Origin of the sequence: Streptomyces sp. RLB3-17 (genome assembly GCF_007113425.2) — a bacterium.
Classification (GTDB): Bacteria; Actinomycetota; Actinomycetes; order Streptomycetales; family Streptomycetaceae; genus Streptomyces; species Streptomyces mirabilis_D.
This window is the reverse complement of the sequence record NZ_CP041610.2, coordinates 5,774,682-5,788,029: the sequence shown is the minus strand read 5'-3', so window position 1 is coordinate 5,788,029 and position 13,348 is coordinate 5,774,682. Positions and strand designations below refer to the sequence as shown.

The window sequence follows — 13,348 nt, the reverse complement described above, 5'->3', positions numbered from 1 at the left end:
TGATCTCGGGCATCGAGTAGCAGCACTAGCAGCCAGCAGCAAACCCGCCGAGAGGTTCCCCCATGGCAGGCGAGACCGTCATCACGGTCGTCGGCAATCTTGTCGACGACCCCGAGCTGCGCTTCACCCCTTCCGGTGCGGCGGTCGCGAAGTTCCGTGTCGCGTCCACCCCCCGCACCTTCGACCGTCAGACCAATGAGTGGAAGGACGGCGAGAGCCTGTTCCTGACCTGCTCGGTCTGGCGTCAGGCGGCGGAGAACGTCGCCGAGTCGCTCCAGCGAGGCATGCGCGTCATCGTGCAGGGCCGGCTGAAGCAGCGGTCCTACGAGGACCGTGAGGGCGTCAAGCGCACGGTCTACGAGCTGGACGTCGAGGAAGTCGGCGCCAGCCTGAAGAACGCCACGGCCAAGGTCACCAAGACCACCGGTCGAGGTGGCCAGGGCGGTTACGGCGGCGGCGGTGGCGGCCAGCAGGGCGGCGGCTGGGGCGGAGGCTCCGGCGGCGGCCAGCAGGGCGGCGGCGGAGCTCCCGCGGAGGACCCCTGGGCGACCAGTGCTCCTGCCGGTGGCAACCAGAGCGGCGGCGGTGGCGGCTGGGGTGGAAACTCCGGCGGCTCCGGCGGCTCTGGCGGCGGCTACTCGGACGAGCCCCCCTTCTAGGCCCCCGGGCCGAGGGTGGGCCGTACCCCCACTTCTTGATCACACAGGAGATACACCATGGCGAAGCCGCCTGTGCGCAAGCCGAAGAAGAAGGTCTGCGCTTTCTGCAAGGACAAGGTCACGTACGTGGACTACAAGGACACGAACATGCTGCGGAAGTTCATTTCCGACCGCGGCAAGATCCGTGCCCGCCGCGTGACCGGCAACTGCACGCAGCACCAGCGTGACGTCGCCACGGCCGTGAAGAACAGCCGTGAGATGGCGCTGCTGCCCTACACCTCCACCGCGCGATAAGGGAAGGGTGACCGACTAATGAAGATCATCCTCACCCACGAGGTCTCCGGCCTCGGTGCCGCGGGCGACGTCGTCGACGTCAAGGACGGTTACGCTCGCAACTACCTGATCCCGCGGAACTTTGCGATCCGCTGGACCAAGGGTGGCGAGAAGGACGTCGAGCAGATCCGTCGTGCTCGCAAGATCCACGAGATCGCGACCATCGAGCAGGCCAACGAGATCAAGGCCCGCCTCGAAGGCGTGAAGGTCCGTCTGGCCGTCCGCTCCGGCGACGCCGGTCGTCTCTTCGGTTCCGTCACCCCGGCCGACATCGCTTCGGCGATCAAGGCTTCCGGTGGCCCCGAGGTCGACAAGCGCCGCATCGAGCTGGGCTCGCCGATCAAGACCCTGGGCGCCCACGAGACGTCCGTGCGTCTGCACCCCGAGGTTGCCGCCAAGGTCAACATCGAGGTCGTCGCGGCCTGACCGCTGCGCTCGGCATAGCTGAGAGAAGGGCCGTACCCAGCTGGGTACGGCCTTTCTTCGTTCGGCAGGGGTGAGTTCGTTCGGCTGGGGCGAGCTGCTCTGTGTTTCACGTGAAACGGGGCCGAGGGCGAGGGCGAGGGCGACAGCGAGGGCGTGGGCGACGGCCTGGACGAGGGGCACGGCCAGGTCGGGCTGGCCGGCCGGGCTGGCCGTTTCACGTGAAACGGCCACTGCGCTGGTTCAGCGCGTCGCGCCCGTGACGATCCAGCGTCCCGAGTGGGAGCGCAGCCACAGGGTCAGCATCCTCACCGTCATCATCAGCGCCATCGCTCCCCAGAGCGCGGTGAGCCCGCCTCCGAGCGTGGGCACCAGCAGCGCGACGGGAGTGAAGAGCGCCAGGGTGAGCAGCATGGCCCACGCCAGGTAGGGCCCGTCCCCCGCGCCCATCAGGACTCCGTCCAGGACGAAGACGACGCCGCTGATCGGTTGTGAGACGGCCACCAGAACCAGTGCGGGAAGCGCCGTGTTCTGGACGGCCGAGTCGCTGGTGAACAGGGGAAGGAAGATCGGGCGGGCGGCGATCACCAGCAGGCCGAGGACGACACCGGAAACGATGCCCCACTGGACCATGCGGCGGCAGGCCTCGCGAGCACCCTGAGCGTCGTTCGCACCGAGATGGCGTCCGATGATGGCCTGTCCGGCGATGGCGATCGCGTCGAGCGCGAAGGCGAGCAGACTCCACAGGGACAGGATGATCTGGTGTGCGGCCATGTCGGCGTCCCCGAGCCGTGCGGCGACAGCGGTGGCGATCATGAGGATCGTCCTGAGCGACAGCGTGCGTACGAGCAGGGGCGCACCGGCCTGAGCGCAGGCCCGTATCCCGGCGGCGTCCGGTCGCAGCGGGGCCCCGTGCTTACGGGCTCCGCGGACGACGACGAACAGATACACCGCGGCCATACCGAACTGGGCGATGACGGTGCCCCAGGCGGATCCGGCTATACCCAGTCCGGCGCCGTAGACGAGACCCGCATTGAGCGCGGCGTTGGCGACGAAGCCCCCGACGGCGACATAGAGGGGGGTCTTCGTGTCCTGCAGTCCGCGCAGGACACCGGTGGACGCGAGCACGATGAGCATCGCGGGGATACCGAGCGAGGAGATGCGCAGATAGGTCGTCGCGTACGGGGCCGCGGTGTGCGAGGCGCCGAAGAGCTCCACGAGGGCGGGTGCCGTGGGCAGGACCACGGCTATGACGACCGCGCCGAGCAGCAGCGCGAGCCAGATGCCGTCCATGCCCTGGCGTATCGCGGCCCGCAGATCGCCGGCGCCGACCCGTCGGGCGACGGCGGCGGTGGTGGCGTACGCGAGGAAGACGAAAACACTGACGGCGGTCGTGAGGAGGGCGGAGGCGACACCGAGGCCGGCCAGTTGCGCGGTGCCGAGGTGTCCGACGATGGCGCTGTCGGCCATCACGAAAAGAGGCTCGGCGACGAGTGCGCCGAAGGCCGGAACGGCCAGCGCGACGATCTCTCGGTCGTGCCGGCGTCGGGCGGCCTCGGGTGCCGGGGGAGCCTGTGTCATGGGCACCAATCTAATCTTCCACAGGTAAGAGATGCAACGTGATAGTGACCATTACCTGTGCTTCCGTCGGGCGTGTCGCCGTGTACCGTTTGCAGCGATCTTTGTCCGACCGGGAAAGTTTTTCTTCTGCACAGCCGGTGGATGGTTAACAAGCAGGTCAGGGCGGTTTCTCTCGAGTGGTTGAGGGCTTGTTCACAGGCCTGTCCACCGGGTCGTGCACAGGTTTTGTGGAGTTCTCCACAGCATCCGGGCCGTCGTCCACATGGCCTGTGGATAACCAGATTGGCTGTCGGTCCCCGCGGGCCTACCGTGGTGCGGCGCCCGCTCTCCTTTCTGCCTTCGGAAACCTCGCAAAACCGACACGTCAGAACCGGAGTTGGGCCTCTTAGTTGTCAGTGCCGTGCCGTAGAAATAAGGGGCACGGCTAGGTCCGCTCGGCGGACGGGAGGAGGTGGCTCGGTGAGTATTTCCGAGCCCTTGGACGACCCGTGGGCCGACAGCGGTCCCAGCGATCGTCTGCCCGCTTCCCGCCGAGGCCGCGAGGGTGGCCGGGGCCGCGACGAACAGCACGACCGGGACCGGGACAACGGGCCGTGGGAAGGCGGAGGTTCGTCCTTCGAGCGCGTACCTCCCCAGGACCTCGACGCCGAGCAGTCCGTTCTCGGTGGCATGCTCCTGTCCAAGGACGCCATCGCCGACGTCGTCGAGGTCATCAAGGGCCACGACTTCTACCGGCCCGCGCACGAGACCATCTACACCGCGATCCTCGATCTGTACGCGAAGGGCGAGCCGGCCGACCCGATCACGGTCGCAGCCGAGCTCACCAAGCGGGGTGAGATCACCAAGGTCGGTGGTGCCTCGTATCTGCACACCCTGGTCCAGACGGTCCCCACGGCGGCGAACGCCGAGTACTACGCGGAGATCGTGCATGAGCGGGCGGTCCTGCGCCGCCTGGTCGAGGCCGGCACGCGCATCACACAGATGGGATACGCGGCCGACGGCGACGTGGACGAGATCGTCAACACCGCCCAGGCCGAGATCTACGCGGTCACCGAGCAGCGCACCACCGAGGACTACCTGCCGCTGGGCGACATCATGGAGGGCGCGCTCGACGAGATCGAGGCGATCGGTTCACGGTCGGGCGAGATGACCGGTGTGCCGACGGGCTTCACCGACCTGGACTCGCTCACGAACGGTCTGCACCCGGGCCAGATGATCATCATCGCGGCTCGTCCCGCCATGGGTAAGTCGACGCTGGCGCTGGACTTCGCGCGGGCCTGTTCGATCAAGCACAACATGCCCAGCGTGATCTTCTCGCTCGAAATGGGGCGCAACGAGATCGCGATGCGCCTGCTGTCAGCCGAAGCCCGCGTGGCCCTGCACCACATGAGATCCGGCACGATGACCGACGAGGACTGGACACGGCTCGCGCGCCGGATGCCCGACGTCTCGGCCGCACCGCTCTACATCGACGACTCCCCGAACCTGTCCATGATGGAGATCCGCGCCAAGTGCCGGCGCCTCAAGCAGCGCGCCGATCTGAAGCTCGTCGTCATCGACTATCTGCAACTGATGCAGTCGGGCGGCAAGCGGTCCGAGAGCCGGCAGCAGGAGGTCTCCGACATGTCGCGAAACCTGAAACTGCTGGCCAAGGAGCTGGAGCTGCCGGTGATCGCGCTGTCGCAGCTCAACCGTGGCCCCGAACAGCGCACGGACAAGAAGCCCATGGTCTCCGACCTGCGTGAATCCGGATCGATCGAGCAGGACGCGGACATGGTGATCCTGCTGCACCGCGAGGACGCCTACGAGAAGGAGTCACCGCGCGCGGGCGAGGCGGACATCATCGTCGGCAAGCACCGTAACGGCCCGACGGCCACGATCACCGTGGCCTTCCAGGGCCACTACTCGCGCTTCGTGGACATGGCACAGACCTGATCCACCCTCCTGGGCGCGGTGCGGAAGACATGCGCCCGGTCTTCGGGGAAATGCACTCGACGTGCGATGCCGGGCCGGGTGGACTGAGGGCATGACGACACCCCAGGAAAAGCTCCTCCCCGGCACGCGCCGGGCTCTGTTGCACCGTATCGCCGCCGCTCAGGCCGAGGGACGGGCACCGTCGCTGGTCGCGGCGGTCGTCCGAGGCGGGGAGCCGGTGTGGCACGGGTCGCGCACCTCGGTGGACGGGCACGGACCGGACGAGAACGTGCAGTACCGGATCGGTTCGATCACCAAGACCTTCACGGCCGTGCTGGTGCTGCGGCTGCGCGACGAGGGACTGCTCGACCTGGGCGACCCGCTGGAGAAGCATCTTCCGGGCACCGGTGCGGGGGAGGCCACCATCGCCCAGCTCCTCGCGCACACCGCCGGGCTGGCGGCCGAGACGCCCGGCCCCTGGTGGGAACGCACACCCGGTTCGCTGCGCCCCGAGCTCTCCGACGTGCTCGGTGAGCAGCCCTTCCTACATCCGGCGGGGCGGCTGCATCACTACTCGAACCCCGGCTACACCTTGCTGGGCGCACTGATCGAGGAACTCCGGGGAGTTCCCTGGGAAGAGGCCCTGCGGCGCGAGGTGCTCGACCCGCTGGGCCTGCACCGCACGAGTGGGCAGCCGCAGGCGCCCCATGCGGGTGGCTGGGCCGTGCATCCGTGGGCGGACGTCATGATGCCGGAGCCCGCCGAGGACCTCGGTCGGATGGCTCCGGCCGGGCAACTGTGGTCCACCACGGGGGACTTGGCGCGCTTCGCCGTCTTCCTGGCCACGGGGCACGCGGCGGTGCTCAGCGCGGAGTCCCTGCGGGAGATGCGTACGCCCGCGGCCCCCTTGGAGGCCGATCAGCTCGCCTCGGGGGACTCCTACGGGCTGGGACTGCAGGTGCTGCATCGGTCGGGTCGCATCCTGGTGGGTCACTCGGGGTCGTTGCCAGGCTTCCTCGCGGCGCTCGCGATCGGTGTGGAGGACGACGTGGCGGCGGTGGTGCTGTCCAACTGCACCTCCGGTCCGCGGGTGCTGACCGTGGCCACCGATCTCGTACGGATCGTCGCCGAGGCCGAGCCGCGCATTCCCGAGCCATGGCGTCCGGCCGCCGAAGTCGATCAGTCCGTCCTGGAGTTGGCCGGCCCCTGGTACTGGGGCACCCAGGCGTGCGCGCTTCGTCTGAGGGCCGACGGCATGGTCGAGCTGGGCCCGCTGGCCGGGGGTGGCCGCGGGTCGCGCTTCCGGGCGAATGGTGACGGGACCTGGACGGGACTCGACGGCTACTACATGGGGGAGCCGCTACGGGCCGTACGGCGCCCTGACGGGTCCCTGAGTCACCTCGACCTCGGTTCGTTCGTCTTCACGCGTCAGCCGTACGACGAGGGCGCTCCTGTGCCGGGTGGAGTGGACCCCGAGGGCTGGCGAGGGATTCAGTAGCCGCTGTCATGCGGGCGGGGGTCCGTTTCACGTGAAACGGACCCCCGGCGTACACAGATGGCTCAGAGCGCCAGCTTGAAGCCCACGTGTGAGGCCGTGAAGCCGAGCCGCTCATAGAAGCGGTGGGCGTCAGTGCGGGTGGCGTCGGAGGTCAGCTCGACCAACTGGCATCCCTGGCGCCGGGATTCCTCGATCGCCCACTCGATGAACCGGGTGCCGAGACCGCTGCCGCGCTCGTCGGAGTGGATGCGGACGCCCTCGATGAGGGAGCGGGTCGAGCCCTTGCGGGACAGCCCGGGAAGGACCGTGAGCTGCAGGGTGCCGACGACGCGTCCCTCGCGCACCGCGACCACCAGGTGCTGATTCGGGTCGGCGCTCAACCGCTCCAGCGCGGCCAGGTAGGGGGTCAGGTCATCGGGTGACTCCCGCTGGGCGCCGAGCGGATCATCGGCGAGCATCGCGACGATGGCGGGGACATCGTCCGAAGCTGCCGGTCGAATCTCAAGATCTCCCATGGCCACAGCGTATCCAGGCACCGGTACGCGCTGTGTGGACACCCGGCAGGGGGACGGGAGGTCGTCCCTGTCTAGGCGGACACACTCGCCGACTCCACGACGCGGACCAGTGGGGCGAGTTCGGGGGACTTGGCCGCTTCGTCGAGCGCCTCGCGCAGGGCGGTGTCATTGGTGGGCCGTGCCTCTTCGAGGAGCTTGAGGCCGGCCTCGCTGACATTCGTGTAGATGCCGCGGCGGTCGGTCGGGCACAGGTAGCGGGCAAGCAGACCACGGTCCTCGAGCCGGGTGACGAGCCGTGTGGTGGCGCTCTGACTGAGCACGACCGCGTCCGCGACCTGCTTCATCTGCAAGTGACCACCCTCGCCGTCGTGCTGTCGGCTGAGCACGTCGAGCAGGGAGTACTCCCTCACGCTGAGGTCGTGGTTGGTCTGTAGGGCGCGCTCGATGTGGGCCTCGATCCTCCCGTGCAGCAGGGAGAGGGCGCACCACCCCTGAGCAAGGGCGGTGAGCGCGGGGTCCGTGGCTGTCATGGCGTGTTCCTCCGTCCCGGAGCGGCTGACACCAGGGTAGAGCACGAGCGCAATAGTCCTCTCTTGCACTTAACCCGCGTGTGCAACTATTGTGAACGCACGCAAAGCGCTCCTGCAATCATTTGGGAAGGTGTCCCCACCATGCCTCTCGCGCTCCTGGCCCTCGCGATCGGGGCCTTCGGAATCGGAACCACCGAGTTCGTGATCATGGGTGTGCTGCCTGAGGTCGCCGGTGACTTCGGTGTCTCCATCCCCACGGCCGGACTGCTGGTGACCGGCTATGCCCTCGGCGTGGTGATCGGCGCCCCGATCATGACCGCGCTCGGCACGAAGGTGTCCCGCAAGCGGATGCTGATGCTGCTGATGGGGTTGTTCGTCGTCGGCAACCTGCTCTCCGCCGTCGCCCCGGCCTTCGGGCTGATGCTGGCGGGCCGAGTCGTCGCCTCTCTCGCCCACGGCGCGTTCTTCGGCATCGGATCCGTCGTCGCCGCCGAGCTTGTCGCGCCGGAGAAGAAGGCCGGTGCGATCGCCATGATGTTCAGCGGTCTCACCATCGCCAATGTGGTCGGTGTCCCCCTGGGCACGTTGATCGGGCAGTCCGCGGGCTGGCGGGTCACCTTCGCCGGAGTCGCCGCGCTCGGAGTGATCGGTCTGCTCGGAATCGCCAAGCTGGTCCCCGAGATGCCGAAGCCCGAGGGCGTGCATCTCCGCCACGAGCTCGCCGCCTTCAAGAACGTCCAGGTCCTGCTGGCCATGGCGATGACCGTGCTCGGCTTCGGAGGTGTCTTCGCGGCCATCACCTACATCGCGCCGATGATGACCCACGTCGCCGGCTTCGCCGACACCTCCGTCACCTGGTTGCTGGTCCTCTTCGGCCTCGGCATGGTCGCCGGAAACCTCATCGGAGGCAGGTTCGCCGACCGAGCCCTGATGCCGATGCTGTACGTGTCCCTGGGCGGCCTCGCCATCGTGCTCGCCCTGTTCACGGTGACCGCGCACAACAAGATCCTCGCGGCCCTCACGATCGCGCTGATCGGCGCCCTCGGGTTCGCGACCGTGCCGCCGCTGCAGAAGCGCGTCCTCGACCAGGCGCACGGCGCCCCCACCCTGGCCTCGGCCGTGAACATCGGCGCCTTCAACCTCGGCAACGCCCTCTCGGCCTGGCTCGGTGGCCTCGTCATCGCAGCCGGCCTCGGTTACACCGCCCCCAACTGGGTCGGCGCGGCGCTCGCCGCGGGAGCTCTGGTTCTCGCCGTCGTCTCGGCAGCCCTGGAGCGCCGAGCCGATGCCTCCGGCACCGTCGCCGCCGCAAGTGCGCCCATCGAGCAGCGGACCGCCGTCCACCACTGAGCCACTGAGTAGCAGCCGGCCCCTCACGGCTGAGCCCACCACCCTGATCGGCCAACGACCGAACAGCACCTCAAGGAGAAAGTCCCTCATGACCAGCACCACCGTCGCCGTCGCTCCGCTGACCATCCAGGACGCCGAGGTTCTCGTCTCCGCGGCTCACCGTGCCGCCGAGGCCGCCGGAGTCACGGTCAGCGTCACCGTCCTCGACGCGGGCGGCCATCTGCTCGCCTTCCGGCGCGACGACCGCGCCGTACTGATTTCCGGCGAGACCAGCACGCGCAAGGCCTACACGGCCCTCCAGCTGGACTCCGCCACGAGGGAACTGGTCGACGCGGTCCAGCCCGGCGGCCTCTTCCACACCTTGCCCACCGCGCTCGACCGTCCCCTCCTGTTCATCGCGGGCGGCGTTCCGGTCCGTCGCGACGGTCGTCTGATCGGGGCGATCGGGGTCGGTGGCGGAGCGCCCGAACAGGACCACGACTTCGCCGTCACGGCGGTGGAGACGCTCGTCTGACCGCACCCCCGTAGACAGGCGCCGGTCCCCCACAGACGACGGGGACCGGCGTTTCTCTATGCGGTGAGTGATTCTCCGGGCGGTGGATGCGACTGCACCCCCCGGCGGCTCTCAGCCCGCCGCCACCGTGAGCGGAGCGAAGCGTCGCGTCCAGTCCCCGGGCAACTCCGAGATCCCGTACGTCATCACCGCGTTGAAGCTCGTGGGCTCCAGGCCGTGTTCCTTAACCCAGGACAGCAGCTCTTCGTGCCGTACGTCGATGTCGGTGCGCAGCGGGCGGTCGGTGTGGGCGGCGAGCGAGGCGATGAGTGCCTTCGCCGTCTCGGAGTCACGGGCGATCAGTGGACCCACCACATGGGTGTCCATGTTGGGCCAGGCCGCCGCGTAGCCGATGATCCGGCCGTTCTCCACGGCGACACGCAACTGGTCGGAGAAGGCGGGCAGCCGCGTGATCACATGGGTGCGGTCGGAACCGAAGACCTCCGCGTCGAGCCGAAGAATCGTGGCGAGATCCTCGGCGGTGGCCGGGCGCGTGGCCACCTTCGGGTCCGGCCCGCCAGGGACGAAGTGTCCACGGACCATCTCGGCGCGGCCCGTGACCTTGAAGCCCAGCTCCTCGTAGAGCGGTCGGCCATAAGGAGTCGCGTGCAGGGTCAGCGGGGTGGTGCCCATCTCTGCCACGACATGCCGCATCAGGCGCCGGCCGACACCCTGGCGGGCATGCCGCTCGGCGACCAGCACCATTCCGATCGCTCCCAGTTCAAGCCTCTCCGGCGTTCCGTACTCGGTCACGACGCAGGCGGTGACGAGACCGCCGTCGGGGTCGTCGATGCCGTAGCCCGTCCCGGCGGTGAGGAGTAGACCCCACTTGTGTTCCTCACGGGGCCACCCCCGGTTCTCTGACAAATCGGCGCAGGCGGTGAGATCGCGAGGCGTCAGTCGGCGGATGGGCAGAAGGGCGGGGGAAGGTGTCGACACGCAGGTCAGGCTGTCTGACGTACCCCCCTGACGTCCACCTGTTTGCCCAGGGATCCATGCGCTTTTGGCCATGTCGTGTCCTCAGGTGCGGGCATGGAGGCAGCGTCGCTTCCCACAGCGCACGGACAGATGTTTCACGTGAAACAGCGAAAGGTGCCCGGGCCGCTAGCCTCGGCTTCCATGCCACGACTTCATCTCTTCGACCTTGACGGAACGTTGCTGTACGGGAGTTCCGCGCCCCAGGAGATCTCACGGCAGATCGGTCTGGAGGCCGAGGCTGTTGCCCTTGACCAAGCGATCTCGGCAGGACGGATCGGTCCGCCGGAGTACGCCGCACAGGTGCATGCCCTGTGGGCGGATCTCAGGGAGGAACATGTGGCGGCGGCCTTCGAGGGCGCGCCGTGGCTGTCCGGCATCGAGGACGTCTGGGCGGAGATCAGAGGTAACGGCGACTACTGCGCCGTCGTCTCCCTCTCGCCCTCGTTCTTCGTCGAGCGACTGACGGCGTGGGGTGCGCATGCGGCATACGGTTCGCGTTTTCCCGCTCTGCCGTTCAGTGAGCCCGTTGATCTCGCGGGCATTCTCAGTGCTGCGGCGAAGGTGCAGATCGCGGACCGACTCTGTGAAGAGTTCGGGGTGATGCGGGCCGATTGTGTCGCCTATGGCGACTCGCTGTCCGACAAGGACCTGTTCGAGACGGTGCCGGTCTCCGTCGCGGTCAATGCGGATCGGCATCTGGCAGGGCTTGCCACGCACTCCTACGTGGGACGGGACCTGTGGGATGCCTATGAATTGGTCCGGCGCTCCTTGTAATTACGGCAGTTGAGAGTGGGGCGCCGCCTCTTCGGGCGGAAGGAAGCGGGTACTTGTTTGTGCGGCGGCTGCCGGTATGGTCGACTCCGGTTCGCGTCCATCGTGATGTACGCACGTCTCGTGGGGCACGAACGCAGGCCAATGCAGCGTAACGGGATGGAGAGATCGAAGACCCGTATTTCCCGTTATGCGGCCGAGCGTTGACTCGGAGTGGGATGCTGCAGTGAGGGTAGTGCGGCCAATGTCACATTCTCGCCTTACTTGTCCGTACAGACTGGCAATCCGGGTTGAATGTGGCCGCATTGGCCGGTGGGGACTGAACGGGGCAGGAAAGCAAGTCGTCTACGGGGGAAAGTAGGCATCTTCCGACCGCGGAAGTGCGCAGACCGACCGAAAGATGTTCGAGGCGAGGCACACCATGGACGCTCCGACCACCACGTCGGCCGACAACGGCACTTCCGGAGGCAATGGCGGGGGCGGCTGGTTCACGCCGCGCAAGGAACCACTGCCGTCCGATGGGGAGAGGGAGCCCGCCGACGGCCGCCGTCTGGCAGCGATGCGCCCGGTCGGCCGACCCACCGCGGGTCGGGGAACGACACAGCAGGAACGAATATCCTCCGCCGTGGAGGCAGAGCCGACTTCCCAGCAGGCCGCGCCCACTGAGGCCCCACGCCCCGAGCCGGAGCCCGCCCACACATCCGCTCGGCCGTGGTCAGGTCCGGCCGGGCCCGACCACGACTCCTCCGCGCAGTCCGATGCCGGCCCGGAGCGGTCAGCGTTCGGGCGGGAACGGACGGATCCCGGACGTGAGCAGTTCGGCCCCGGCCCGCAGCCGCCGGTACCCGCCCAGGAGCAGCGCCTTGCCGGGCCTCGGGTCCCGGTCCAGGAGCAGCGGTTCCGCGAGCCTCCCGCGCCCTTCGACGGGCCTCGGTTGCCTGAACCTCCCGCTCCCTTCGACAGGCCGCGGTCGCCCGAGCCCGCAGAGCCTCTTGAGACGCCGCGGTCACCCGAGCCTCCCGTCTCCCGTCAGGCGCCCCCGCTGCCCGAGCCGGGACCGTCCGTCCCGGAGCCGCGGTCGCCCGCCCAGAGGTTCGACCCCACTCCGCAGGCGTCTCCGGACGCCGTGCTCATCCGCCGGACCATGGCCGAGGTCGGCCCCGTCGCCGACAAGGTCACTTCTTACTTCTACGCACTCCTCTTCGTGCGTCACCCGGATCTACGGCCGCTGTTCCCCGCGGCGATGGACACCCAGCGAGACCGACTGCTCAAGGCGCTGCTGACCGCCGCCGAACACATCGACAACACTCCGGTTCTCGTCGACTACCTGCAGAACCTCGGCCGTGGCCACCGGAAGTACGGCACCCGGCCCGAGCACTATCCGGCCGTCGGTGAGTGCCTCATCGGCTCGCTCAGCCGGTTCGCCTCGGCGATCTGGGACGCCGAGACCGAGGCGGCCTGGGTGCGCGCGTACACGACGATCTCCCAGGTGATGATCGACGCGGCGGCCGCGGACGAGTTGCGCGCCCCGGCCTGGTGGTACGCCGAAGTCGTCGCGCACGACCTCAGGACACCGGACATCGCCGTCATCACGGTCCGCCCCGACCAGCCGTACCCCTTCCTCGCCGGGCAGTACACGAGCCTGGAGACACCGTGGTGGCCGCGCATATGGCGGCACTACTCCTTCGCCTCGGCGCCCCGGTCCGACGGACTGCTGTCGTTCCATGTGAAGGCGGTCCCGGCGGGCTGGGTTTCCAACGCGCTGGTGCACCGTGCCCGTCCCGGCGACATCATCCGGCTCGGCCCGCCGGCCGGCTCGATGACCGTCGACCACACCACCGACAGCGGCCTGCTCTGCCTCGGCGGCGGCACCGGCATCGCGCCCATCAAAGCGCTGGTCGAGGACGTCGCCGAGCACGGGGAGCGGCGGCCGGTCGAGGTCTTCTACGGTGCCCGCACCGATCACGACCTGTACGACATCGACACGATGCTCCGGCTGCAGCAGAGCCACCCATGGCTTGCCGTACGCCCGGTCGTCGACCAGCGGGCGCATCTCCATCTGCCCGACGCCGTACGCGAGTACGGCCCGTGGAACGAGTACGACGCCTATCTCTCGGGGCCACCCGGCATGATCCGCAGCGGGGTGGACGCTCTGAGGGCAGCGGGCATCCCGTCGGACCGTATACGCCACGACTCGGTCGAGGAACTCGTCGCGGCAGGGGACTGACCGGGCCCATCCGGCA

General features: G+C 68.4%; 13 protein-coding genes. 9 read left to right on the top strand and 4 right to left on the bottom strand.

The window, feature by feature from the left end; genetic code table 11:
- Positions 1–62 precede the first annotated feature (62 nt).
- The 3 genes from FNV62_RS26295 to rplI are packed head-to-tail and all read left to right on the top strand — an operon-like array spanning position 63 to position 1,418.
- Positions 63–659, top strand: a complete 597-nt coding sequence (locus tag FNV62_RS26295; RefSeq protein WP_097285429.1) for a single-stranded DNA-binding protein — start codon at positions 63–65, stop codon at positions 657–659.
- A gap of 57 nt (positions 660–716) precedes the next feature.
- Positions 717–953 (top strand): 30S ribosomal protein S18, encoded by a 237-nt coding sequence (gene rpsR / locus FNV62_RS26290; protein WP_003949403.1) that lies wholly within the window; start codon positions 717–719, stop codon positions 951–953.
- 18 nt (positions 954–971) lie between these two features.
- Entirely contained in the window at positions 972–1,418 is a 447-nt protein-coding gene (rplI, locus tag FNV62_RS26285) for a 50S ribosomal protein L9 (protein ID WP_054236454.1), read from the top strand.
- Positions 1,419–1,658: 240 nt separating this feature from the next.
- Here rplI and FNV62_RS26280 read toward each other — a convergent pair whose 3' ends face one another.
- A complete protein-coding gene (locus FNV62_RS26280) occupies positions 1,659–2,996 on the bottom strand; it encodes an MATE family efflux transporter (RefSeq protein ID WP_143627265.1) in 1,338 nt (445 codons plus the stop codon).
- A 459-nt stretch (positions 2,997–3,455) separates the two neighbouring features.
- Here FNV62_RS26280 and dnaB point away from each other — a divergent pair, with 459 nt between their 5' ends.
- Both dnaB and FNV62_RS26270 read left to right on the top strand, forming a co-directional pair.
- A complete protein-coding gene (gene dnaB, locus FNV62_RS26275) occupies positions 3,456–4,931 on the top strand; it encodes a replicative DNA helicase (protein ID WP_054236456.1) in 1,476 nt (491 codons plus the stop codon).
- 91 nt (positions 4,932–5,022) lie between these two features.
- On the top strand, positions 5,023–6,408 hold the full coding sequence (locus FNV62_RS26270; protein ID WP_143602281.1) for a serine hydrolase domain-containing protein: 1,386 nt from the start codon (positions 5,023–5,025) through the stop codon (positions 6,406–6,408).
- 62 nt (positions 6,409–6,470) lie between these two features.
- Here FNV62_RS26270 and FNV62_RS26265 read toward each other — a convergent pair whose 3' ends face one another.
- A complete protein-coding gene (locus FNV62_RS26265) occupies positions 6,471–6,923 on the bottom strand; it encodes a GNAT family N-acetyltransferase (RefSeq protein ID WP_097285426.1) in 453 nt (150 codons plus the stop codon).
- 71 nt (positions 6,924–6,994) lie between these two features.
- Complete coding sequence (locus tag FNV62_RS26260) at positions 6,995–7,453, bottom strand: MarR family winged helix-turn-helix transcriptional regulator (protein ID WP_143627261.1); 459 nt, start codon at positions 7,451–7,453, stop codon at positions 6,995–6,997.
- 141 nt (positions 7,454–7,594) lie between these two features.
- On the opposite strand from FNV62_RS26260, the gene FNV62_RS26255 reads away from it, so the two are divergent.
- Positions 7,595–8,803 carry an MFS transporter gene (locus FNV62_RS26255; RefSeq protein WP_097285425.1) on the top strand — a complete coding sequence of 403 codons (1,209 nt, stop codon included), beginning with the start codon at positions 7,595–7,597 and terminating at the stop codon, positions 8,801–8,803.
- A gap of 88 nt (positions 8,804–8,891) precedes the next feature.
- A complete protein-coding gene (locus tag FNV62_RS26250; RefSeq protein ID WP_143627259.1) occupies positions 8,892–9,317 on the top strand; it encodes a GlcG/HbpS family heme-binding protein in 426 nt (141 codons plus the stop codon).
- A gap of 111 nt (positions 9,318–9,428) precedes the next feature.
- Here the strand turns inward: FNV62_RS26250 and FNV62_RS26245 are convergent, their stop codons facing one another.
- Complete coding sequence (locus FNV62_RS26245; RefSeq protein WP_164331754.1) at positions 9,429–10,295, bottom strand: GNAT family N-acetyltransferase; 867 nt, start codon at positions 10,293–10,295, stop codon at positions 9,429–9,431.
- 180 nt (positions 10,296–10,475) lie between these two features.
- On the opposite strand from FNV62_RS26245, the gene FNV62_RS26240 reads away from it, so the two are divergent.
- Together FNV62_RS26240 and FNV62_RS26235 are read left to right on the top strand one after the other, a co-directional pair.
- Positions 10,476–11,108, top strand: a complete 633-nt coding sequence (locus tag FNV62_RS26240) for an HAD family hydrolase (protein WP_143608672.1) — start codon at positions 10,476–10,478, stop codon at positions 11,106–11,108.
- 397 nt (positions 11,109–11,505) lie between these two features.
- Positions 11,506–13,332, top strand: coding sequence for a globin domain-containing protein (locus tag FNV62_RS26235; RefSeq protein WP_143627255.1), 1,827 nt, complete (start codon positions 11,506–11,508; stop codon positions 13,330–13,332).
- Positions 13,333–13,348: the final 16 nt, after the last annotated feature.